A 19,567-nucleotide genomic window follows, 5' to 3' on the forward strand; every position below is an offset into this window, starting at 1 on the left:
GCCGGTCAGCTGGAGTTGCCGAAGACCCACAGCACGCCCTTGGCGAAGCCGTAGTCCAGGAAACCCACGATCGTCAGCATCACCGCGACGAAGGTGACCACCACTGCGGTGTAGGTCAGCAACTCCTTGCGGGTCGGCCAGATGACCTTACGCAACTCGGCCACGACCTCGCGGAAGAACCGGGCGATACGGCCGAACAGGCCCACCCGATCGGTCTCCGAACGGGTCTTGGGCCGGCTGTCCGCCGACTCCGCCCGAGCACGGGACCGCGTCGCGGTGCCACCCCGGGAGACCGGCTCGTCCGCACCGGTGGCGTCGTCGTCGGCCACGTCGTCGACGACAGCCTCGTCGTCCAGACGATCGTCGCCGGCGTCCTCGCCGCGCCGCTTGTTGTCGGCCACTTCGCCCTCCGTCGCGGATCTCTGGTCGCACGCCGGGCGGCGTGCGCGGCGCTGTCACGCCGGCCGGACCAACCGTCCCGCGACGGGCCGCGGCCGGCGGCTCGACCGGTGGGCCCGATGCCTCGGAACCACCCCGCCGATGCCACCACCACGGGCCGGACGCCGCCGTCTCGGCGGCGCGACCCACGGGAACGGTCAGGCCTGAGGCGCAGGGGTGACAGGACTTGAACCTGCAGCCTGCGGTTTTGGAGACCGCTGCTCTGCCAATTGAGCTACACCCCTGTGCGGCAACACTCGCCCCACCCGGCCGCACGCGGCCGAGCAGGGGTCACTTGCCCCACGGCGGACCAGTGTACGGGTAGCCGCCCGACTTTCCCAACCGGTCTCCCCCTTCGCGCGTGGCGGAGGAGGTCAGCGGGCCGTCCGGAGGGTGGCCCGCGCCTGGGAGAGCACCTTTTCGCCCAGGCAGGTGGCGGTCACGTCGAGCCGGATCAGGCCCTCGTCGGTCACCTCACGGACCTTGGCGGTGACCTCGATCTCGGTGCCCTGGTCGTCGTCCGGCACCACCACCGGACGGGTGAACCGCACGTTGTAGTCGACCACCGCGTCCGGTGCCCCGGCCCACTCGGTGAGCGCCCGACCGACCAGCGCCATGGTGAACATGCCGTGGGCGATCACCCCGGGCAGCCCGACCTTGGTGGCGACCCGGTCGCTCCAGTGGATCGGGTTGAAGTCGCCCGAGGCACCGGCGTAGCGGACCAGGTCCGCCCGGGTCACCCGGAACGTCTTGGCTGGCAGTTCCATCTCAGGCCTCCCCGCGTACGACGAGCTTGGACCAGACCGCGACCACCGGCTCGCCGGCGACGGTGCGTACGTCGGTGCGGGTGGTCAGGAAGCCGTGCCCGCCCCGGCTGCTGACGTCCTCGATGGTGTTGACGCAGACCAGCTCGTCGCCGGCCACCACCGGTCGGGTGTACGCGAACCGCTGGTCGCCGTGCACCACGCGGCTGTAGTCGACCCCGAGCGCCGGATCCTCGATGATCTGCCGGCTCGCCGCCATGGTCAGCACGAACGGGAAGGTCGGCGGGGCGACCACGTCGGGGTGGCCGAGCGCCCGGGCCGCCTCCGGGTCGTGGTGGGCCGGGTCAGTGGCGCCGATGGCGGTGGCGAACTCGCGAATCTTTTCTCGGCCCACCTGATAGGGGGCGGTCGGCGGATAGGTCCGGCCGACGAACGACGGGTCCAGAGACATGTCGCGAACCTACACGGAAAGCACGATCGCCGACCCGGTCGGTCGGTGGCGGCTGGGCCGCACCGTCCGCTCGGATCGGCGATCGCGAAGCTGTGCGATGGCCGGCTGGAGCCGGCCTCGGGTCAGCGGGTCTCGCGGTGGATCGTGTGCCGACCGTCACGCGGGCAGAACTTCTTCAGCTCGATGCGGTCGGGGTCGTTCCGACGATTCTTGCGCGTGATGTAGTTGCGCTCCTTGCACTCCACACACGCCAAAGTGATCTTCGGCCGGACATCGGTAGCCTTCGCCACGGCGGAGTGCCTTCCTCGCTAACGGAAACAAACTACGACGCGCCAGCCTAACCGCTGGCAGCGCGGACATGCAAAGTGGGCGCCAGTGGCGCCCATCCCACCGACCACCGGGAACGCGCCCGGAGGACGAGAGTAGCGGTGGCCGGACTTGAACCGGCGACACAGCGATTATGAGCCGCTTGCTCTGCCATCTGAGCTACACCGCCGCGGTGGGTCCAGCTGAACCCTCGAGCCCCCTTACGGAATCGAACCGTAGACCTTCTCCTTACCATGGAGACGCTCTGCCGACTGAGCTAAGGGGGCCTGCGCGATCTCCCCGTGGGGCGCGCAGAGGTAAGAGTACACGGCCCGGCCCGGCAGGTGAAATCGGATCCTCGATGACCGCGTCTGCCCAGGTCAGGGCACGACCCGCAGGCGTGGAAGCTCCCCAGCGGAGATCGACTCCGGGTCCACCTGGGCGCCGAACCAGGCGGCCAGCCGCTCGTACGGCAGCGGCCGGCTGAACAGGAAGCCCTGCCCGATCTCGCAGCCGATGTCCTGGAGCAGCTCCAGGGTCAGCTCGCTCTCCACGCCCTCGGCGACGACGGCCAGGCCGAACTGCTGGGAGAGGGTGACCACCGCGTTGACGATGGCCAGGTCCCCCGGGTCGGTCGCCATGCCCTGCACGAAGGAGCGGTCCACCTTCACCTCGTGCACCGGCAGCCGGCGCAGGTGGGCCAGGGACGAGTCGCCGGTGCCGAAGTCGTCCACCGAGAGCCGGACGCCGAGGTCGCGCAGCCGCCGCAGCGTGGGGATCGGCCGGTCGGTGCCGTCCAGCACGCCCGCCTCGGTGATCTCCAGCGTGAGCCGCTGCGGCGGCACCCCGTACTCGGTCAGCAGCTCCTGCACCCGGTCGGGCAGGTGCTGGTCGGTGAGGCCACGGGCGGCGAGGTTGACCGCGACGGCGAGCGGCTGGTCGGCCTGCGCCCAGTCCCGGCTGCGCCGCAACCCCTCGCGGAGCACCACGTCGGTTAGCCGACTCAGTTGACCGGTGTGCTCGGCCACGGCGACGAAGTCCTCCGGGGCCACCGTGCCGTGCGTCGGATGCTCCCACCGGGCCAGGCACTCCACCCCGACCAGGCGGCGGTCCCGCAGGGTGACCTTGGGCTGGAAGTAGACCTCCAGCTCGCCCCGGTCCAACGCCCGGCGCAGGTCACCGGCCAGACCCAGCCGGCGCAGCGACCGGGACTCCAGGCCCGGATTGAACAACTGCACGCTGCCCGGCACCGACTTCGCGGCCGTGGCGGCCAGGTCGACCCGTTGCAGCAGGGTCGCGGCGTCGCTGCCGTGGTCGGGATGCACGGCCACGCCGACCGCGGTGTCCACGTCGAGGGTGAGCTCGTCGAACACCATCTCGTCGCGGATCTGCTCGCGCAGTTGGGCGGCCATCTCCAGCGCCGCGTCGGCGCTCTCCAGGCGTAGCGTCACCAGGAACTCGTCGCCGCCGGCGCGGCCCACCAGCGCCGACGACGGCGCGCACGCGCGCAGTCGGTCAGCGACCTCGGCGAGGACCTTGTCCCCCGCCGCGTGACCGAGCGACTCGTTGACCTGGCGCAGCCCGTCGACGTCGAAGAGCAGCAGCGCCACCACCTCGCCCGGTGCCCGGATCTTGACCGACTCGTCGACGGCGCCGGTGATCCGCCGGCGGTTGGGCAGCTTGGTCAGCGCGTCGTGGTAGGCGTCGTGCCGCAGCCGGTCGACCAGCCGGGAATTCTCCAGCGCAACGGCGGCGTGGGCCGCCACGGTCTCGAAGAGGGGGACGTCGCTGCGGACGAAGTAGTTGCTGTCACCGAGACGGTTCGCGACCTCCAGCGTGCCGATGACGGCCTGGCCCGACCGGAGCGGGATCACGATGACGTCCTTGACCCGGCGCGCGGACAGGTCTGCACGTAGTTCCGGGTCGGTTGTCACGCCACGGCCGACGGCGACGGTACGCCCCATGTCCCGGGCCCGCTCCCGCAGAGCCGCCGGGGTTCCGGCGACATCGAGCAGGCCCGGTTGGTCGTTGCGTGCCGTCAGCAGCACCTCCGGGTGGCGGCCCTGGGCGGGGAGCCAGAGCGTGGCGTACTCCGCCTGCATGAGCGCGCGCACCCGACCCAGGAGCGCGTCCACCAGTGTGCCGTCCTGTCCGCTCTCGGCCACCGCCCGGCTGAGTTCGTACATGTCCGTGAGGGTGCGGTGCTGCCGGAAGAACTGTGCGTAGGCGCGGTAGACGAAGGCCAGTGCGGCGACGAGGGCGGCCAGCAGCAGGAGGGACCACCACGTCGCCTCGACCAGGATGAGGACGACGATGCCGCTGGCGATGTTGATCGCCGCGGCCAGCAGCGCCGGTGGGTACGTCCGGATGGCCTCGCGGCCGGCCTGCCACCCCTGCAACAGGCTGTGCACCCCGGCTACGGAGATGATGCTCACCAGGTTGACCATGCTGGCCGCCGCGAAGAGCGACAGCCAGGTGCCGGTGCCGACCCCCTGCATCGGCGGAAGTGCCTGCAGCACGAGGACGGCCAACGAGGAACCCGCGGCGGCCCGGGCCACGTTGAACCAGAACTTGGTGGCACCGAAGCGGTGCCGAAGATGGGTGATGACGGCGGCGAGCGTGTAGATGGTGACGACCGTGAGCGGCCGAACCAGGTAGAACGCGAGAACCAGCGGGATCTCGGTGAGGGTCACGCCGACGGACTGGCGCCGAACGGTGAAGTTGAGCACCGGCAGCCCTGCGGCCACCATGGCGACCAGTAGTGCCGCAGCCAGTGGCCAGTCGCCGAAGCGTTCGGGCGCGACCAGGCCGACGATCGTCGAACAGACGACGGCGAGCAGTGCCATCGGCCCGGTGATCAGCCAGGCGTGTTCAGTGGAGCGGGGCCTGGTGCGGCCTCGACCCGCCATGCCGTGCCCCCTCACAGGCCCCGCTGGTTCACATCATCGGGATCGTGCTTGGTCAGCGAGGTGCGGGCATGTTCCAGATGACGTCCATGGTCTGCGCGTTCCCGATGCCGAGAACGTCGCCGACGAAGACGCCGCCAATGAGAGCGGCGAGCACGAGGAATGAGCCAAGCAGCCGGCCCAGCGTTCGACCAGACATGGTTGCTCCTGTCGGGGAATCGTCACAGGGATGGTGGGGATTCCACGATCGTGCCACACGGCCAGTACCCAGAAAAGCGGTGAGACCCCGGCCCGTCCAGGCGGCGACGAGGTCGCGCCCTTCGGACAGTCCGGCCTCACCGGGCCGGGCCAGATCAGGGCCTTCTCCATGACGTCGGCACTTCGCCCAGCGCTTGATACGACCTTCGGCACAATTCACCCCAGGGCATGTGAATGCCCTGGCCCAGGCCGCAGCATCACTCCCCGTGACATTTCTGATTGCCGGCCGTGGTCCAGAAGACCGCCGAGACATCGACCAGCATACCCTGCCTGAGCCCGGAAAGGAGGAGAGCTTGCCAGGCTGCGGTCCACTCTGGCGCCCGGGTAGGTGACCCACCTCAACCGGCCGGCGCGTCCCCGCCGCCCGGCGCGTCCCCGCCGCCCGGCCCACCCAGCCAGGCGCGGACGCCGGCGAACATCGCAGGGCCGTAGTCCTCGTCGACGTCCCTCGCGAGGTCGGCGATGGATACCGCCTGCAGGGCGGCACGCCAGGCGGCGTCGGCACCGGCCATCGCACGGGAAATGGCACACGGCCGCGTGCACGCCTCCTGCGGTGCCGCCAGAGGACCGCGCTGCCGAATCTCGGTGCACGCGAACGCGGGCTGCGAGCCGTCCACGGCGGTGACGACGTCGAGAACGGTGATCAGCTCGGGGGCCCGGGTCAGGACATATCCGCCCGACTTGCCCTGGACGGACGTCACGATGCCGGCGCGGGACAACGCCTGCAACTGCTTGGCCAGGTAGCTGCCGGAGACGTCGTGCAGCTCCGCGAGCCGGGCAGCGGGCACCGGATCCGCCGCGGTGGTCAGTACCACGCAGCAGTGCAGCGCCCACTCGACTCCGCCTGACAGCTTCATCTACCCCCCAAGTGACTCGGACACAGAGTATCCGATTAACATCTCGGACATCGCTCATCCGAGTTTGGATGCGTCTTCGACGAACCCTGGCGTGCCATGTGGCGCGCGGTGGAAAGGTGATAGCCATGAAGCTCACAATCATCGGCGGCACCGGACTGATCGGCTCGCAGGTGGTCCAGAAGCTGACCGCGGCCGGGCACGAGGCCGTCGCCGCGGCGCCGTCCACCGGTGTCGACCTGCTCACCGGCAAGGGCCTGGACCAGGCGCTGGACGGGGCCGAGGTCGTGGTCAACGTCGCGAACTCCCCGACGTTCGACGAGGCCTCCCTGGACTTCTTCCGCACCTCGATGACCAACCTGCTGGCCGCCGGGGCGCGTGCCGGCGTCCGACACCAGGTGGTCCTCTCGATCGTCGGCGTGGACCAGGTGCCGCAGCTCGACTACTACCGTGCCAAGACGCTGCAGGAGGAGCTGCTCCGCCAGGGGCCCACGCCGTACTCCATCGTGCGCGCCACCCAGTTCTTCGAGTTCATGAACGCGGTCATGTCCTGGAACGCCGACGACACCACCGTTCGCCTGCCCGCCACGCGCGTACAGCCGATGGCCGCCGCGGACGTCGTCGACGCGGTCGTCGACGTCGCCACCGGCGCGCCGCTGGGCGGCATCCGCAACGTCGCCGGCCCGGACGTCTTCCCCCTCGACGAACTGGGCAGGATCACGCTGGCGGCGCAGCAGGACACCCGGACCGTCGTCACCGACGACAAGGCCGGCATGTTCGCGGTCGTCACCGGCGACGTGCTCATCGGGGGCCCGGACGCGCACCTGGCGCCGACGCACTACCGGGACTGGCTCCAGACCGCTCGGTGACCAGGCGGTCTCCCTTCGAAAGAGCCCCTGCTCAGGGTTTCCTCTGGTCAGGGGCTCTTTCGCGCCCACACCCGGCCTTCTGCTCCATTTCCCGCACGAAGTCCCGCTTGTCGCGGGTGTAGCGACCAGGGTCGGCGGCGTGTCGGGCAGCGAGGTCGCGCTTCAACCTGACGTACGAGGCGGCATCCTCCGGATGCGCGCGGAGGTGGTCGCGGAAGGCGACAAGGCGACGCCAGTAGTGACTGCCGTGCCCGGTGACGTGCAGGTGGTGCGTGCGGAGCCGGCTGAGATCCTTTGGCCCCTTGCGGAAGACCCAGCGGTCAGGGTCGTCCGCCTCGGACTCGGGCGTGTAGGTGTAGCCGATCCCGCGTAGGCGCTCAACGACCGCCGGGAAACCGTTGACGTCACGGACAGCGGCGAGGATGTCGATCACCGGCTTCGCCGCCAGGCCCGGCACCGACGTACTCCCGATGTGCTCGATCGCGACGAGGAAGCCTCGAAGCGTGCGAGTCAGCAGCTCGGCTTCCTCGGCATAGCGCACCGGCCAGCTCGGGTCGTACACGTCGACGTGGACGCCCGCCGCCCGATACCAGAGTGCGTTGCCTGGCTGGCCATTCATGCACCCCTTCCTACCGACGGGGTGTGACAGACACCGCCCGCGCGAACCCGGAGCGGCTCAGGATTTCCGCAGCGGCCGGAACGCGGCCCGCACCTCGGTGGCGAACAGGTCGGGCTCTTCCCAGGCGGCGAAGTGGCCGCCCTTATCGACCTCGTTGAAGTACGCGAGGTCGGGGTAGACCGTCTCGGCCCAGCTACGCGGAGCAGCCCAGATCTCGCCGGGGAACGCCGTGAAGGCGACCGGAACGGACATCGCCGGAGGAGCCTGGCCGGCCGCCTTGGCTCTGGCCTGGGTCTGTCCAGCTTCCCAGTACCACCGTGCGGCCGAGGCGCCGGTGCCCGTCAGCCAGTACAGCGTGATGTTGTCGACGACGCTGTCCCGGGTGAGACTGCCGGCGGGCTCGCCGCCCAGGAACGCCCGGGAGATCGTGTAGTAGCTGTCCGTGTCGTGGTCGAGCATCCAGGCCGCCAACCCGACGGGTGAATCCAGCAGGGAGTAGCCGATCGTCTGCGGCCGGGTGGACTGCTCCAGGAAGTAGCCGAAGCCCTCCTGCGCGAACGTGTTGAGCGCGTTGTGCGCCGCGCGTGCCCGGGACCGGTCATCGAGCCTTGACCCATACGTTGATCATCTGCTTATGTTGACGACATGACTGGGCCCTTCGCGTCGATGCGCGAACCTACCTACTTCATCCTGGCCACGTTGCAGGACGAACCCCTGCACGGCTACGCGATCGTCAAGCGGGCGCAGGAGCTGTCCGACGGGCGGGTGCGCCTCACGACGGGCACCCTCTACGCCGCTCTGGACCGGCTCACCCGTGAGGACATGGTGCGGGTGGCCGAGGAGACCGTGGTCAACGGCCGGGCCCGCCGCACCTACCAGCTGACCCAGCAGGGCCTGTCCGCGCTACGTGCGGAAGCGGAGCGGATGGCCGCCGCGGCGAGGGTCGTTCGTGACCGTTCCGTCCGCTCGGCGGCTGCGACGCGTCGGGTGGTTCCGGCATGACCGAGCTGGAGCGCCGTTACCGATGGCTACTACGGGCCTACCCCCGCCCCTACCGGCAGTATCGCGCCGACGAGATGCTGGAAACCCTGCTCGCCACGGCTGACAACGAGCGGCGGCCGAACCCTCGAGAAGCGGTAGCCCTCGTGGTGGGAGGGCTACGCACCCGCACCGGTGTCGACCGGCTCGGCTCGCGATCGGCGCTGGGATACTCCGCCCTGCGACTGTCCGCGCTGTCCCTGCTCGTGTACGGCCTGACGCTCCGAGGCGACGGCCCGATCTCGTACCTGCTGACGATGCTGTCGGAGGGCCCGTACAAGCCCGGCACGTGGTGGTTCATCGTCATCCCGGCGCTGTTGACCATCGCGCTCTTCGCTGCGGCGTGGGGTAGTTACCGGCTGGCACTGGCTGCGACGATCGTGACCGTGGCCGTGCAACATGGGTCGACGAACGGGTGGGACCTGTCGTACTGGTTCTCGTCGGTCTACGACCTCCAGGACGCGATGGTTCCCCAGTTCTGGCCAGCGTTGCTGGCCTCGCCGGCGTTGCTGCTACTGCTCCGCGCACCACGAACGCCCGTGACCAGACCGTGGACCTGGCCCGTCCTGGGGGCAGTGGCAGCCGTCGCCCTGGCACCGAGCCCGATCAACGGCTGGTCGGAGGCACCACTGATGTCCCTGTGCGCGTTCGCCGCACTGGCCGTCATCACCGCGCCCATCGACGCACGGATGCCCATCGTCGCCTCGGCGCTTCTCCTGGCACCAGCCCTGGCACAAGCCACCTACCTGCTCGGCTCCAAGCAGGCAGGGTGGGAGGTCGAGGTCTCCATCACCGCGATCCTTGTCCTCGCGGCGGTCATGGTGATCACGCTTGCCGCCGGCACGATCGCAGGCCGCCGCCAAGCCCGGATGTAGACACGGGAGTCATCCGTGGCCCGTGCGAGCCCGGCGGCTCGGACAGGCAGGGCTTTTCGAGGCCGCCATCAGCATGAGAAGACGAAGGTCCCTGATCTGCGGAGACGCAGATCAGGGGCCTTCGTGCTGCCTGGTGGCGGGTAGATCCTCTTCTCCGTCGACGCAGTTGACGTAGACCAAGGCCTAAGCCGTCCCGGCTGTATCGTCCGCCGGTAGACCTTGATGAATCCCTCACCCTGGCTGAGAAACTGGTTCAGCGCGCCTACCCACCGCAGCGGGTCGTGCGGCCTGTGGGGCAGGGCATGCATATCAGCGGCCCCGGTTACCACACCGCGTCCGTGGCGGTCAGCGACGTCTTCTGGGAGGAGCCGGCCGAGCGCTGGGAAAAGGTCTTGGGCCATTTCGAGGCCAAGCGCGCGCAGCTCGTGGCGGCGCCTACGTCCACGTGGGGCTTGCCCGTCCCCGAACCTTTCGCGCCGACCTCGATCGGGCGATCCGAGGCGAGTCGCTGCCGCCCGCTCGCCGATGCGCTGGTCGACTTCGTCACCGACGCCGACACCTGGTACCGCCGCGGTCGAGCGTCTGCGTAAGTCATGGCCAGTGGGACAAGGAGTTCCCGATCCAACTCGTCGTGACTGTGGGCGAACTCGGTGCGCCTGAGTAGCCGCACGGACAGCACGCGCAGCTCTTACATGGGGGCCAGCGGGCAGGAGCGCCGGGCTCCGGGCGGGTGGACGAGCCCCAGGCCGTCACCAGGCCGGCCCAGGCGCCCTTACCTGTAGTTGGTGAACCGCAGGCACGCGCAGGCTCCTAGTTGGTTAGCCGGCGGATGGCCAACAAGGCGATGTCGTCATCCGGGTGCTCGGTGTCGAGGGTCGTCATGACGGTCTGACACACGGTCTCGACGGGAGCCAGCGGAACGGAGGCCATCAGACGAGCCATACCCACATCGAGCAGCTCGCCACGGCGTTCGACGAGCCCGTCGGTGTAGAAGACCAGGACCGCGCCGGGAGGGAAGTCGAGGGTGGTCGTGCGCCGCTGCGGCTGCCGGGTGCCGAGGCCCAACGGAGGGTCTATGTGCGCGGGAAGCATGGTGGTCGGCTCGCCGGAATCGACCAGGACCGGCCGGGGGTGCCCGGCCAGGGAGACGTGCACGGTGGAGGCATCCGGAGAGATCATCGCGTACAACGCGGTGGTCAGGCTGCCGGCCTCGAAATGAACCACCTTTCGGTCGAGAAGGGTCAGCGCCTCTGCGGGGTCGTCGCAGACCAGGGCGTACGCGCGAAGCGCACTGCGGACCCGTCCCATCACCACCGCAGACTGCAGCCCATGACCCGACACATCCCCCATGACCACGCCCAGCCAACCGGAGGGAAGGGTGAACACGTCGTACCAGTCACCGCCGACGCCGGAGGCGTGACCCGGCACGTACCGGCCGGCCATTTCAAGGCCGGGCACCTCGGGCAGTTGGGTCGGGATCAGGCTACGTTGCAGGGCCAGGGCGGTGGCCTGGTCCAGCGTGTTCGCGCGGGCCCGGCTGGCCAGGCTGACCCGATCGGCGACCAGTTCCAGCAGGCGGACGTCGTCGGGGGTGAACCGGCGCGGCGTGAGGGTGCCGACGTGCAGAACGCCGACAAGTTCGGAGCGGGCGATGATCGGTACGCCCAGCAGGGACTGGACACCGGTTTGCAGCAGGATCGGGTTCACCACGTTGTCCGAGGTGACCTGCTCGATGATCACTGGCTGCTGGGTCAGGGCGATTCGGCCGGCGAACCCTCGGCCGATCGAGATGCGGAAGCCCTGGCGGACCTCCTCCTCCAGCCCTTTAGCCGCAGTGGCCACCAACTGCCGGGCGGGTACATCGAGCAGGAGGATCGCGGCCGTGTCAACCTGCAACAGGTCGCGGACCCGGTCGAGCAGCTCGTCGAAGAGGTCGGCAGCATCGAGTCGAGACAGGGCGGCGTCGGTCACCGCCTCAATGCGGCGTAACCGCTGCTTGTCTCTCAGGCTCTCCGCGCGAACCACCCCCGGATCGTAGTTGTGCCTCCGCCGCTTCTGGCCCCCGCGAGACGAAGCCCTCGTTGAACGAAGCCACGTCAACCTGCCGCTGAGCCATCACACTGCCCCCTGGCCGCAGCTTGCCGCGACAGCTCCCCCCGATACGCCCCCGGACTGTGATCGACGGCGGGCGACGGCTGGACTCAGCGGGACCAACGAGATTGGCCCCCGACCCGTATTTCTACCGGTCAGGGGCCGTTCTCGCACCTGGTGGCGGGTAGAGGATTCGAACCTCTGAAGCTTTCGCGACGGATTTACAGTCCGCTCCCATTGGCCGCTCGGGCAACCCGCCAGGGCACCCCACCGCGTCGCAACGCGGCGGCGGAAGCAAGGATAGCGGCTCCCCCCGCAGCCGGCGCAACCGGGTACCGTCAGGGGGTCGTGCCGCTGGTTGGCGGCCGACGGCAGGACGAGACCGCCGGACAGCAGGAGCAGAAGCATGGCAGCGAACCCGTCGTTCGACATCGTGAGCAAGGTCGACCGCCAGGAGGTCGACAACGCCCTCCGCCAGGCGGAGAAGGAGCTCTCGACGCGGTTCGACTTCCGCGGCACCGGCGCGGAGATCTCCTGGTCGGGCGAGGAGGCGATCGGCCTCCAGGCGGAGACCGAGGAGCGCGTCCGTGCCGCGCTGGACGTCTTCAAGGAGAAGCTGGTCAAGCGGAACATCTCGCTCAAAGCGCTGGACGCCGGTGACCCCCGCCCGTCCGGCAAGATCTTCAAGATTGACTGCAAGGTGATCCAGGGCATCGAGTCGGACAAGGCCAAGGCGATCAGCAAGAAGATTCGCGACGAGGGCCCCAAGGGCGTCCAGGCGCAGATCCAGGGCGACCAGCTGCGGGTGACCGGCAAGAAGCGGGACGACCTGCAGGCGGTCATCGCCCTGCTCAAGGGCGAGGACTTCGGCGTCGCCCTCCAGTTCACCAACTACAGGTAATAGGAGTCTGGACGGCCTGATGGGTGGGCCGGCCACGCCTTGTTACCTGGGCAAACAATGTCACCAGCGGTCATCGTTGGTCGCCAGCGTTCGGCCTCCGACGGCCTGGTGACGGCCTGGCTGCGCCTGACTTGCCTACCGCGCGGCCTCCGGGGCGGTCAGTCAGTAGCGGCCGAGGTTCTGGCTGGGCGCCATCACGATGCGTGGAGAGGCGTCCGAATCCAGCCACTTCAGTACCCGGAGCAGGTCGGACTGCGCCAACGAGACACAGCCGGCGGTGCCGCCGCTCCCCATGACGTGCAGGAAGATGCCGCTGCCGCGGGCCGGGGTGGCTGCCCTCACCGGGATGTTGTAGTTGATGACCGCGAAGTAGTTGTACTGCGGCACGGTCTGCCACAGCGCCTCGCTGTACCCGCCCGGGCTCGTGCCATGCACAAAGCTGTTGTACGTGGACGAGCTGGGATTCTCATCCCAGTAGTCGTTCGCCACAAGCTGGTGGTAGCTGTACTTGACGCCAGGGTTGGCGTGCACGCCGTACATGGTGGAGCCGATGCCGTAGACGCCCGTGGGCGTCGTGGGGACGCCCTCCACATGGCTGTCGCTGAATCCCTTGGTACCGATCCGCGCGCTCATCACCCCGAACTTCGGCCGCCACACGCCGTTCACCTTTTCGAACGTCTCGAGGGACGCGACGCTCGTGCCGTAGCCGCTGCTGTAGACGACGACGAGCTGGCGGGTGCTGGCCGGGATGGTGTGCAGCCGCGAGGCGATGTTGCTCGATGCGGCCGGCGTCGCGGCCTTGCTGGTCGGGACGTGCGACGGCGATCGGCTGAGAGACGGCTTCGTGGACCGGCTCGCGGAAGGTGACGGGGACCGGCTCGCCGAAGGCGATGCGGAGGGACTTGCGGAGGGACTCGCCGAGTCGGTCGGTCCGGGAGCGCCGGCCACCGAGGTATCGACCGGAGTCGACCCGGCGTCCACCGGGCCGTTCCGGCCCGGAGTTGCGCAGGACGTGAGTCCGAGCCCGCCGAGCAGCGCCACCGCGATGACACCGAACACAGCCCGCTTGAACGGCGTTCGCATTCCTACTCCTTCAATGGTTCTTGATGTCCGCCAGCCCCGTTCGTCCGGCCGGAAGGCGGCCGCGACTCCGGGGGCTCTTGCCGCGTAGCTGGTCTGAGGTGGGCCGGCCCTTGGATTGCACGGACCCACCGCCCGCCCGAGTTGTCCAGAGCGGGCGGCTACCCGCTCAGCTCTGGGGGACCAGGCCGGCGTCGACCACGTAATCGCCGCCGTGCACGGCATCGAACTCGGCGCTGGCGACGAGCAGGGTGGGCTCGAACTGGTACGACGTCACCATGTCCGAGTCGGTGGCGTCGTCACCGACGTCGGCGACGGTCCGACCGTACGCGCCGGACGCCTCCAGCCAGACCGAGTACAGAAGCTCAGTGCGGGCGATGATCGACCAGGTTCCGTCCGGGTTGACGGTGGCGGAGCCGCCGCCGATGGCCTGCCCCTGCCGAGCCACCAGACGCACGTTCAACACGCCGTCCGGGCCTCCGGCTATCGCCGGCTCACCCTCCTCGCGCTGCCCGTCCCGGTCCAGGTCGTGCCAGACGGTGCCGCGGACAATGCAGATGCCGGAGATCGCGACCGTGACGGAGCCGGCGTTGTTGTCGGTGTTCGCCTCGCGCCTCTGCGGGGCGATGGTCGTGGTGATCGGCACAGCGCTGCCCGGCGTCGCGCCAGCCACGACGAACGGCACGTGCAGCCGGATGGCCCGACCGCCAGCTGCCAGCTCCGGGTACGAGCACGTGTAGCTCGTCGTGCTCGCAACTGCGCAGGCCCAGCCGCTGTCAGTGCTGGAAGGCGTCGTCGTCCGCAGCCCCGAGGGCACCGAGACAGTGACGCTGACCGGGTCCGACCCGCCAGCGCCGTAGTTCCGGACGTCGATCTCTGCGTTGAAGGTCTCGCCCTCCGCCGGGTTCAGCACGTTGGTCACCATGAGGTCGACGGCCAGATCGGGCTGGAGTTTCCCGGCCGCCACCGCGTCGGCCGGAGCGAGCACCGCCGCGCCCCCGACCAGGGCGAGGGTGGCGGCGAGCGAGCTGGAGAAGGTACGTCGGAACAAGCGGGACAGGGAACTAGGTCGCACAATTTCCTCACGTCGCATGTGACGACCCTCGCGAAGGGCGAGGGCCGCGCTGGAGATCAATTGACTCCACTCATCCGGCGTCGTCGGTCTGGCCGGCGTTACATGTGAGGGGCGGCGCTCGCCGGATCGAGAGCATCGTCGGCGACGGGGGACGACTCGGGCGAGCGTCGGCCGCCATCGTTGATGTCAACGACTGATGTCAGCCGCTGCTGTCGGCTCCCTGCCCGCTGCTGGTAGAACCGCCGGATGAAACAGCTGACCGACCCGCTGGCCGGGCTCGACGAGGTCCCGTGGGAGTCGCTGCACCACGCGTATGGGCCGGCCGTCGACGTACCGGACCAGTTGCGGGCGTTGCGCTCGGCGGAGGTGCCGGTCCGGCGCCGTGCGTTGTCCGAGCTGTTCGGCAACGTCTACCACCAGGGCACACGCTGGGGGGCGAGCTGTCACGTGGTGCCGTTCCTGGTAGCGCTCGCCGACGACCCGGACACCCCGGACCGGGCAGCGGTGGCCGACCTGCTCCGTTCGGTGGTGCTCGGCGACCGGCGCGACGACGACCTACCGTTCGATCCGCGGCGGACCTTCGCCGCCGCCGAGGGGATCACCGACGAGCAGGCGGCGCTGGTGGAGCGGCATCTGGAGGCCGAAGACCTGTTCGAGCACGAGGACGTCGCGGAGCTGGCTGACAACGTGGCGGTCCGCTGGGAGGCCGACGCCTTCCACGCTGGAAGCAGGTACACCCATCGGTACGTCCGCTGGCTCACCGATCCGGACCCTCAGCTGGCCGGGTACGCCGCCGAACTACTCGCCTGGTTCGCACCCGACGAGGCCGCCTTGGCCGGGCTCATCGCGGTCCCGGATGACGAGGCCCGCGCCGCCACCCGGGCCAGCGCCAACCTGACCCTCGGCCACTGTCCGGTCGGCTCGGAGCGGATCGACGCCTGCCTCCGCGAGCTGCTGTCCGCGAACGCAGCGGTCGTCCAGGTCACGGCGGCGGTGGGACTGGCGAACCGGCTCGGCGACCAGCTACCCGACCTGGCCCTCGACGTCCTCACCGACGCCCGCAGCTCGGACTTCGACGCCGAAGTACCCGGCTGGGACCGGTCCGTGCGCGGGTTCGTGGCCCTCGCGTTGCACCGGCTCGGTCTCGGCTGACTTGCCGCTGCGACACACGGTTCAGGAAGGGCCGCCGTCGGCTCGGACAAGGCGGCGCACCATCGGCCGCGCCGCGTCCTCGTTCTCGTTCTCGAATTCCAACGGAGCACCGCCGTCCCGCAGCGCGAAGGGCGGGCCGCCGGGACCCCGGCTAGGGACGACGGGCGACGAGGTACGCGCGCAGCAGCCGGCCGCCCGGCCGCAGCACCCGCCGCATCTCGGCGTACGCGGGAGAGGTCAGCGGTTGAAGATCAGGATCAGCAGGACGGTCAGCAGTGCACTGATCAGCAGTGAGCCGAGACAACCGACGCGGTTCGAGAAGAAGAAGAACATGACACCGCTGTACCCACCGGTGTCCGGTTGAGACGGCTCAGACGGCGACGGGCTCGTCGGCGCGTACCGCCGAAGCTTCCGCCCGGGCGATCGGGCCGGCGGGCAGCGCGGCGACCCCGGCCCCGACGGCGACCGCGGCCCCGGCGAACAGGAACGCCCACGGCACGCCGCCCGCGTGGTCGACGATCAGGCCGGCCACCGCGCCGCCGGCGGCGCTCGCCGCCACCGCGATGGTGACCACCCAGGTGTACGCCTCGTTCAGCATGCCGGCCGGCGCGATCCGGCCGACCAGAGTGTTCTCCAGGGTCAGTGCGGGCGCGATGGTGGCCCCGCCGACAACCAGCGCGGCGCCCAGCGCGAGCGGCGTGGGCATCAGTGCGAACACCACGAAGGTGCCGGCCAACGCCGCGAGCAGCACCGCGAACTGTCGGGTCATGTTCGGAGCCGGCCTGCGGACGCCGAACCAGATCCCGCCGATGGCGCTGCCGACGCCCCAGACGGCGAGCAGGATCCCGGCCAGGCTCTCCGGGTCGCCGGCGGTCTCCTTGTCGGCGAACGCCGGGACGATCACCCCGGCCGCCCCGAACGCGATGCCGAGGCCGGCCACGCAGAGCAGCAGGGCCGGGAAGCCGGCGACGCGCAGCGGGCCCAGCCCCCGGGCGTGGTGCTCGCGCGGGTGCGGGCGCCAGCCGCGCATCACCCGGCCGAGTGCCACCGCGATGGTGCCGCCCAGGGTGACCACCGCCGCCCCGATCAGCGCGGCCGCCGCGTCGGCGACCAGCACGAACCCGGCCACCAGCAGCGGGCCGAGGACGAAGACGATCTCGAACAGCGAGGTCTCCGCGGCCAGCGCGGTGTTGTGCAGATGCTGCCGGCCGGAGCCGGGAGCGGTCAGGTCGTTCCACGCGCCCCGGATGGCGGCGGTCAGCGGCGGATAGGTGGCGCCGGCAACGGCGGCGGCCAGGTAGATGGCGCCGAGCGCGTCGTCGCCCGAACGGCTGGCCAGCAGCAGCCCGGTGAGCGCCAGCGGGTGGGCCACGGCGGTGATCAGCAGCACCGGGCTGGGGCCGACCCGGTCGGCGATCCGTCCGGCGACCGGGCTGAGCGCGGCGCCGGCGACGGCGTAAATGCCGCCGGCCACGGCGGCGAGAGAGTATCGCCCGGTCACCTGTTCCACGACCAGCAGCAGCGCCAGCGGCGTCATGCCGATCCCGAGCCGACCGATGACGCCGGTGACCAGCAGCATCGGGGCGCCGGGGATCCGCCAGACACCCAGGTACTGGCGCAGTGCGGTCACGGGTGCACCCCTCGCTGGAGACAGGTAACGGGTAGAAGTCCTTTCGACCCTAACGCGGCGACTCGTCCCGCGGATGGTCGGTCCGCTCACACCGGCCGAGCGGGACGGGGCTGACCAGACGGCGACCAGAAGGTAGGTTGCTGATCGAATTGGATCCATGCGCCGAACTGCATGACGAGGCAGGAGGTCCGATGACCGGAAGTGTCAGCGCGCTGCGGGCCGAGATCTATTCGTTGTACGACGACACCCGGCCCGCCGAAGCAGCCTCGGCCAGCCTGCGCGGCTCCCTTCCAGCCCGGGCCGTGCAGCACTGCCCGCCGGTCGCCGCCGGCTCGGGGTTCGGCTGGTACGTCTACCCGCCGGCCGACTTCGCGCTTCGCTGGGACGGGCAGGACACCGAGTGGACCGTGTTGGAGGAGAACGAACCGGCCGGTTGGCGTTCGCTGGCCGGCGGGTACGACGGCAAGCTACCTGACGCGGCCGCCCGGCTGGCGGGGGCGCCGGAGCGGTTCCGCGACGACCTGGACATCTTCGACCGGTACGGGGGCAGCATCCCATTCCTCGACGCCGACCCGCGCGCCGCCAACACCATCGAGCTGGTCACCGGCGTGGTGGCACGCACCTCGCCGGGCTGGTGCCTGCTCGCTCGCGGGGTGCCGAACTGGCCGGTCCAGCGCGGCCTCCAGCTCTACGAGGGGGTGGTGGAGACCGACTGGTACACCTCGCTCCTGCCCACCATCCTGCGGCTCACCGAACCCGGTCAGGTGGTGCGCTTCTACCGGAACATCCCCCTCATGTGCCTGCAACCGGTGCACCGCTCGACGCTCGACGCGTTCCGCCATGCCGAACTGGTCAGCGAGCAGGGTCTGGCCGACTGGCCGGAGGACGTCTGGGCGGACTTCGTGGCGCTGCGCCGCCGGCGCCAGGACCCGGAAATCCGCAGCAGCTACCGGCGGGAACAGTCCCGCCGGGTCCGGGAGAACGCCAACTACCAGCCGATCGGGGTGGCGGAAGCGGACCAGCCGAGCTGATGCCCAACACCGACGAACGGCTCGCGCCGCCCCCCGGCTATCGAGCCCTGTTCCGCCATCCGGTCGCCTCCCGACTGGTCATCGCCCGGGGCATCTCGGAACTCGGTGACTTCGTCGGGTTGGCGGCCCTGCTGCTGCTCGCGTACGACCAGACGAACTCGGTCCTCGGCCCGGCCGCCGTCTACGCCGCCCGCACCCTGCCCGCCCTGCTGGTCGCGACCGTCTTCAGCGGCTGGCTGGACGTTCCCGCTCGGCGCACGCTCCTGGTCTGGCTCTCGGTGGCCGGCGCCGCGCTGATCGCCGTGCCCACGGCGGTCCCCCAACCGGTGCCGGCAATCGTGGCGGCCGGCCTGCTCGGCGCGGTGCGGGCCGCCTACGCCAGTGTCAACGTGGCGGTCGCCGCCGAGGCGGTGGACGCCGCGCTGCGGCTGCCGTTGTTCGGCCTCTCCGCCTTCGCCAACCAGGCGGGGCAGGTGATCGGTCTGCTCGCCGGAGCCAGCCTGACCGTGGCCCTCGGTTCCCGGGTGGCCCTCCTCATCGACCTCGTCTCGTTCCTGGTCGCCGCGGTCATCCTGGCCGGGCTGCCGAAACACCCGCACCGCCGGCGCGAGCCGCGTCCGCCGGCGACCGCGGGCGTACGCATCATCGCCCGCCATCCCGTCCTGCGCGGGGTCGCCCTGCTCACCCTCGCCACGGTGCTCTCCGGCGCGCTTCCGGAAACCCTGGCCCCGGATCTCGCTCGCGGGGCTTGGCGTCCCACGGTGCTGGCGGCCTCGGCGCTGGGAGGCGCGCTCTTCGTCCTGGTGGTGGGCCGGTCCGGCTTTCTGGTCCGGCTCGCCGGTCAGGTGGCTGTCGCAGCCGCGCTGGCCGGCGCGCTGCTGCTGACCGGAGTCCTGGTCGCGGTGGATGCGCCGCTTTGGGCCCTGGCGGGGGGCAACGCGCTCATCGGCGCCGGCGGCGGCTGGCTGATCGGTGCGCAGGCCACGTTCGCCCGGCTGGCCCCTCCGGAACGGATGGGGCAGGTCGAGGCCACGATCGTGGCGGCCAACATCGTCGTCTCGGGCTGCGGCATCTTCCTGCTGGGCGGCGTGGCCGCCGTGCTGTCTCCCGCCGCCGCGTACCTGGCCGCGGGCGTCGTCCTGCTCGTCGTCGTGCTGCTGACCCGCCCGGACCGGTTGCCCCACGCGCAGTGATCCCGCGGCACCCCGGACGCGACTCCACCCGCGTCC

General features: G+C 70.2%; 21 protein-coding genes and 4 tRNA genes. 8 read left to right on the forward strand and 17 right to left on the reverse strand.

What is annotated here, in order from left to right; genetic code table 11:
- Window positions 1–5: 5 nt before the first annotated feature.
- The 10 genes from secE to ACFOW4_RS10100 all read right to left on the reverse strand — a co-directional run bounded on the left by secE (window position 6) and on the right by ACFOW4_RS10100 (window position 5,980).
- Complete coding sequence (secE, locus tag ACFOW4_RS10055) at window positions 6–401, reverse strand: preprotein translocase subunit SecE (protein WP_377526485.1); 396 nt, start codon at window positions 399–401, stop codon at window positions 6–8.
- A 209-nt stretch (window positions 402–610) separates the two neighbouring features.
- A tRNA-Trp gene (locus ACFOW4_RS10060) sits at window positions 611–683 on the reverse strand.
- Between the two features lie 129 nt (window positions 684–812).
- The gene (locus ACFOW4_RS10065) at window positions 813–1,205 is read right to left on the reverse strand and encodes a MaoC family dehydratase (RefSeq protein WP_377526487.1); all 393 of its coding nucleotides are present in this window, start codon (window positions 1,203–1,205) and stop codon (window positions 813–815) included.
- Window position 1,206: 1 nt separating this feature from the next.
- Window positions 1,207–1,653 (reverse strand): MaoC family dehydratase N-terminal domain-containing protein, encoded by a 447-nt coding sequence (locus ACFOW4_RS10070; RefSeq protein ID WP_377526488.1) that lies wholly within the window; start codon window positions 1,651–1,653, stop codon window positions 1,207–1,209.
- A gap of 122 nt (window positions 1,654–1,775) precedes the next feature.
- Window positions 1,776–1,943, reverse strand: coding sequence for a 50S ribosomal protein L33 (gene rpmG / locus ACFOW4_RS10075; RefSeq protein WP_012184342.1), 168 nt, complete (start codon window positions 1,941–1,943; stop codon window positions 1,776–1,778).
- 133 nt (window positions 1,944–2,076) lie between these two features.
- Window positions 2,077–2,149, reverse strand: a tRNA-Met gene (locus ACFOW4_RS10080).
- A 24-nt stretch (window positions 2,150–2,173) separates the two neighbouring features.
- Window positions 2,174–2,246, reverse strand: a tRNA-Thr gene (locus ACFOW4_RS10085).
- Window positions 2,247–2,339: 93 nt separating this feature from the next.
- Entirely contained in the window at window positions 2,340–4,868 is a 2,529-nt protein-coding gene (locus tag ACFOW4_RS10090; RefSeq protein WP_377526490.1) for a putative bifunctional diguanylate cyclase/phosphodiesterase, read from the reverse strand.
- Window positions 4,869–4,920: 52 nt separating this feature from the next.
- Complete coding sequence (locus ACFOW4_RS10095) at window positions 4,921–5,064, reverse strand: hypothetical protein (protein ID WP_377526491.1); 144 nt, start codon at window positions 5,062–5,064, stop codon at window positions 4,921–4,923.
- Window positions 5,065–5,461: 397 nt separating this feature from the next.
- A complete protein-coding gene (locus ACFOW4_RS10100; RefSeq protein WP_377526493.1) occupies window positions 5,462–5,980 on the reverse strand; it encodes an RrF2 family transcriptional regulator in 519 nt (172 codons plus the stop codon).
- 125 nt (window positions 5,981–6,105) lie between these two features.
- Here ACFOW4_RS10100 and ACFOW4_RS10105 point away from each other — a divergent pair, with 125 nt between their 5' ends.
- A complete protein-coding gene (locus tag ACFOW4_RS10105; RefSeq protein WP_377526494.1) occupies window positions 6,106–6,846 on the forward strand; it encodes an SDR family oxidoreductase in 741 nt (246 codons plus the stop codon).
- 31 nt (window positions 6,847–6,877) lie between these two features.
- Here the strand turns inward: ACFOW4_RS10105 and ACFOW4_RS10110 are convergent, their stop codons facing one another.
- Window positions 6,878–7,465, reverse strand: a complete 588-nt coding sequence (locus ACFOW4_RS10110; RefSeq protein WP_377526496.1) for a GrpB family protein — start codon at window positions 7,463–7,465, stop codon at window positions 6,878–6,880.
- Window positions 7,466–7,522: 57 nt separating this feature from the next.
- On the reverse strand, window positions 7,523–7,924 hold the full coding sequence (locus tag ACFOW4_RS10115) for a hypothetical protein (protein ID WP_377526497.1): 402 nt from the start codon (window positions 7,922–7,924) through the stop codon (window positions 7,523–7,525).
- A gap of 186 nt (window positions 7,925–8,110) precedes the next feature.
- Here ACFOW4_RS10115 and ACFOW4_RS10120 point away from each other — a divergent pair, with 186 nt between their 5' ends.
- The 3 genes from ACFOW4_RS10120 (at window position 8,111) to ACFOW4_RS10130 (ending at window position 9,968) form a co-directional block, all read left to right on the forward strand.
- Window positions 8,111–8,467: a PadR family transcriptional regulator gene (locus tag ACFOW4_RS10120; RefSeq protein ID WP_377526498.1), complete on the forward strand. Its 357-nt coding sequence runs from the start codon at window positions 8,111–8,113 to the stop codon at window positions 8,465–8,467.
- Window positions 8,464–9,378: a hypothetical protein gene (locus ACFOW4_RS10125; protein WP_377526501.1), complete on the forward strand. Its 915-nt coding sequence runs from the start codon at window positions 8,464–8,466 to the stop codon at window positions 9,376–9,378. The genes ACFOW4_RS10120 and ACFOW4_RS10125 overlap by 4 nt, the downstream gene beginning before the upstream one ends.
- 338 nt (window positions 9,379–9,716) lie before the next feature.
- The gene (locus tag ACFOW4_RS10130; RefSeq protein ID WP_377526502.1) at window positions 9,717–9,968 is read left to right on the forward strand and encodes a hypothetical protein; all 252 of its coding nucleotides are present in this window, start codon (window positions 9,717–9,719) and stop codon (window positions 9,966–9,968) included.
- A gap of 220 nt (window positions 9,969–10,188) precedes the next feature.
- Here ACFOW4_RS10130 and ACFOW4_RS10135 read toward each other — a convergent pair whose 3' ends face one another.
- Both ACFOW4_RS10135 and ACFOW4_RS10140 read right to left on the reverse strand, forming a co-directional pair.
- Window positions 10,189–11,403, reverse strand: a complete 1,215-nt coding sequence (locus ACFOW4_RS10135; protein WP_377526504.1) for a PP2C family protein-serine/threonine phosphatase — start codon at window positions 11,401–11,403, stop codon at window positions 10,189–10,191.
- 241 nt (window positions 11,404–11,644) lie between these two features.
- A tRNA-Tyr gene (locus ACFOW4_RS10140) sits at window positions 11,645–11,728 on the reverse strand.
- A 147-nt stretch (window positions 11,729–11,875) separates the two neighbouring features.
- Here ACFOW4_RS10140 and ACFOW4_RS10145 point away from each other — a divergent pair.
- Entirely contained in the window at window positions 11,876–12,370 is a 495-nt protein-coding gene (locus tag ACFOW4_RS10145; RefSeq protein ID WP_377526506.1) for a YajQ family cyclic di-GMP-binding protein, read from the forward strand.
- A 162-nt stretch (window positions 12,371–12,532) separates the two neighbouring features.
- Here the strand turns inward: ACFOW4_RS10145 and ACFOW4_RS10150 are convergent, their stop codons facing one another.
- Window positions 12,533–13,453: a L,D-transpeptidase gene (locus tag ACFOW4_RS10150; RefSeq protein WP_377526509.1), complete on the reverse strand. Its 921-nt coding sequence runs from the start codon at window positions 13,451–13,453 to the stop codon at window positions 12,533–12,535.
- Window positions 13,454–13,619: 166 nt separating this feature from the next.
- On the reverse strand, window positions 13,620–14,501 hold the full coding sequence (locus ACFOW4_RS10155) for an SdrD B-like domain-containing protein (protein ID WP_377526510.1): 882 nt from the start codon (window positions 14,499–14,501) through the stop codon (window positions 13,620–13,622).
- Between the two features lie 270 nt (window positions 14,502–14,771).
- Between ACFOW4_RS10155 and ACFOW4_RS10160 the strand changes: the two genes are divergently transcribed.
- Window positions 14,772–15,677 carry a hypothetical protein gene (locus ACFOW4_RS10160; RefSeq protein ID WP_377526513.1) on the forward strand — a complete coding sequence of 302 codons (906 nt, stop codon included), beginning with the start codon at window positions 14,772–14,774 and terminating at the stop codon, window positions 15,675–15,677.
- A 370-nt stretch (window positions 15,678–16,047) separates the two neighbouring features.
- On the opposite strand, the gene ACFOW4_RS10165 is transcribed toward ACFOW4_RS10160, so the two are convergent.
- Entirely contained in the window at window positions 16,048–17,307 is a 1,260-nt protein-coding gene (locus ACFOW4_RS10165) for an MFS transporter (RefSeq protein WP_377526514.1), read from the reverse strand.
- 191 nt (window positions 17,308–17,498) lie between these two features.
- Here ACFOW4_RS10165 and ACFOW4_RS10170 point away from each other — a divergent pair, with 191 nt between their 5' ends.
- Both ACFOW4_RS10170 and ACFOW4_RS10175 read left to right on the forward strand, forming a co-directional pair.
- Window positions 17,499–18,338, forward strand: a complete 840-nt coding sequence (locus ACFOW4_RS10170; protein ID WP_377526516.1) for a DUF6065 family protein — start codon at window positions 17,499–17,501, stop codon at window positions 18,336–18,338.
- Window positions 18,338–19,531 carry an MFS transporter gene (locus ACFOW4_RS10175; RefSeq protein ID WP_377526518.1) on the forward strand — a complete coding sequence of 398 codons (1,194 nt, stop codon included), beginning with the start codon at window positions 18,338–18,340 and terminating at the stop codon, window positions 19,529–19,531. Before ACFOW4_RS10170 ends, ACFOW4_RS10175 begins: the two co-directional genes overlap by 1 nt.
- The last annotated feature ends 36 nt before the right edge of the window (window positions 19,532–19,567 follow it).

It is taken from the genome of Micromonospora sp. GCM10011542 (genome assembly GCF_042650685.1).
Taxonomy (GTDB): domain Bacteria; phylum Actinomycetota; class Actinomycetes; order Mycobacteriales; family Micromonosporaceae; genus Micromonospora.

Excerpts from the sequence above, each read along its gene's own strand:
- ACFOW4_RS10065 (WP_377526487.1), bottom strand. The coding sequence starts at position 1,205 with ATGGAACTGCCAGCCAAGACGTTCCGGGTGACCCGGGCGGACCTGGTC.
- ACFOW4_RS10070 (WP_377526488.1), bottom strand. The coding sequence starts at position 1,653 with ATGTCTCTGGACCCGTCGTTCGTCGGCCGGACCTATCCGCCGACCGCC.
- ACFOW4_RS10090 (WP_377526490.1), bottom strand. The coding sequence starts at position 4,868 with ATGGCGGGTCGAGGCCGCACCAGGCCCCGCTCCACTGAACACGCCTGG.
- ACFOW4_RS10095 (WP_377526491.1), bottom strand. The coding sequence starts at position 5,064 with ATGTCTGGTCGAACGCTGGGCCGGCTGCTTGGCTCATTCCTCGTGCTC.
- ACFOW4_RS10100 (WP_377526493.1), bottom strand. The coding sequence starts at position 5,980 with ATGAAGCTGTCAGGCGGAGTCGAGTGGGCGCTGCACTGCTGCGTGGTA.
- ACFOW4_RS10105 (WP_377526494.1), top strand. The coding sequence starts at position 6,106 with ATGAAGCTCACAATCATCGGCGGCACCGGACTGATCGGCTCGCAGGTG.
- ACFOW4_RS10110 (WP_377526496.1), bottom strand. The coding sequence starts at position 7,465 with ATGAATGGCCAGCCAGGCAACGCACTCTGGTATCGGGCGGCGGGCGTC.
- ACFOW4_RS10115 (WP_377526497.1), bottom strand. The coding sequence starts at position 7,924 with ATGCTCGACCACGACACGGACAGCTACTACACGATCTCCCGGGCGTTC.
- ACFOW4_RS10120 (WP_377526498.1), top strand. The coding sequence starts at position 8,111 with ATGACTGGGCCCTTCGCGTCGATGCGCGAACCTACCTACTTCATCCTG.
- ACFOW4_RS10125 (WP_377526501.1), top strand. The coding sequence starts at position 8,464 with ATGACCGAGCTGGAGCGCCGTTACCGATGGCTACTACGGGCCTACCCC.
- ACFOW4_RS10145 (WP_377526506.1), top strand. The coding sequence starts at position 11,876 with ATGGCAGCGAACCCGTCGTTCGACATCGTGAGCAAGGTCGACCGCCAG.
- ACFOW4_RS10150 (WP_377526509.1), bottom strand. The coding sequence starts at position 13,453 with ATGCGAACGCCGTTCAAGCGGGCTGTGTTCGGTGTCATCGCGGTGGCG.
- ACFOW4_RS10160 (WP_377526513.1), top strand. The coding sequence starts at position 14,772 with ATGAAACAGCTGACCGACCCGCTGGCCGGGCTCGACGAGGTCCCGTGG.
- ACFOW4_RS10170 (WP_377526516.1), top strand. The coding sequence starts at position 17,499 with ATGACCGGAAGTGTCAGCGCGCTGCGGGCCGAGATCTATTCGTTGTAC.
- ACFOW4_RS10175 (WP_377526518.1), top strand. The coding sequence starts at position 18,338 with ATGCCCAACACCGACGAACGGCTCGCGCCGCCCCCCGGCTATCGAGCC.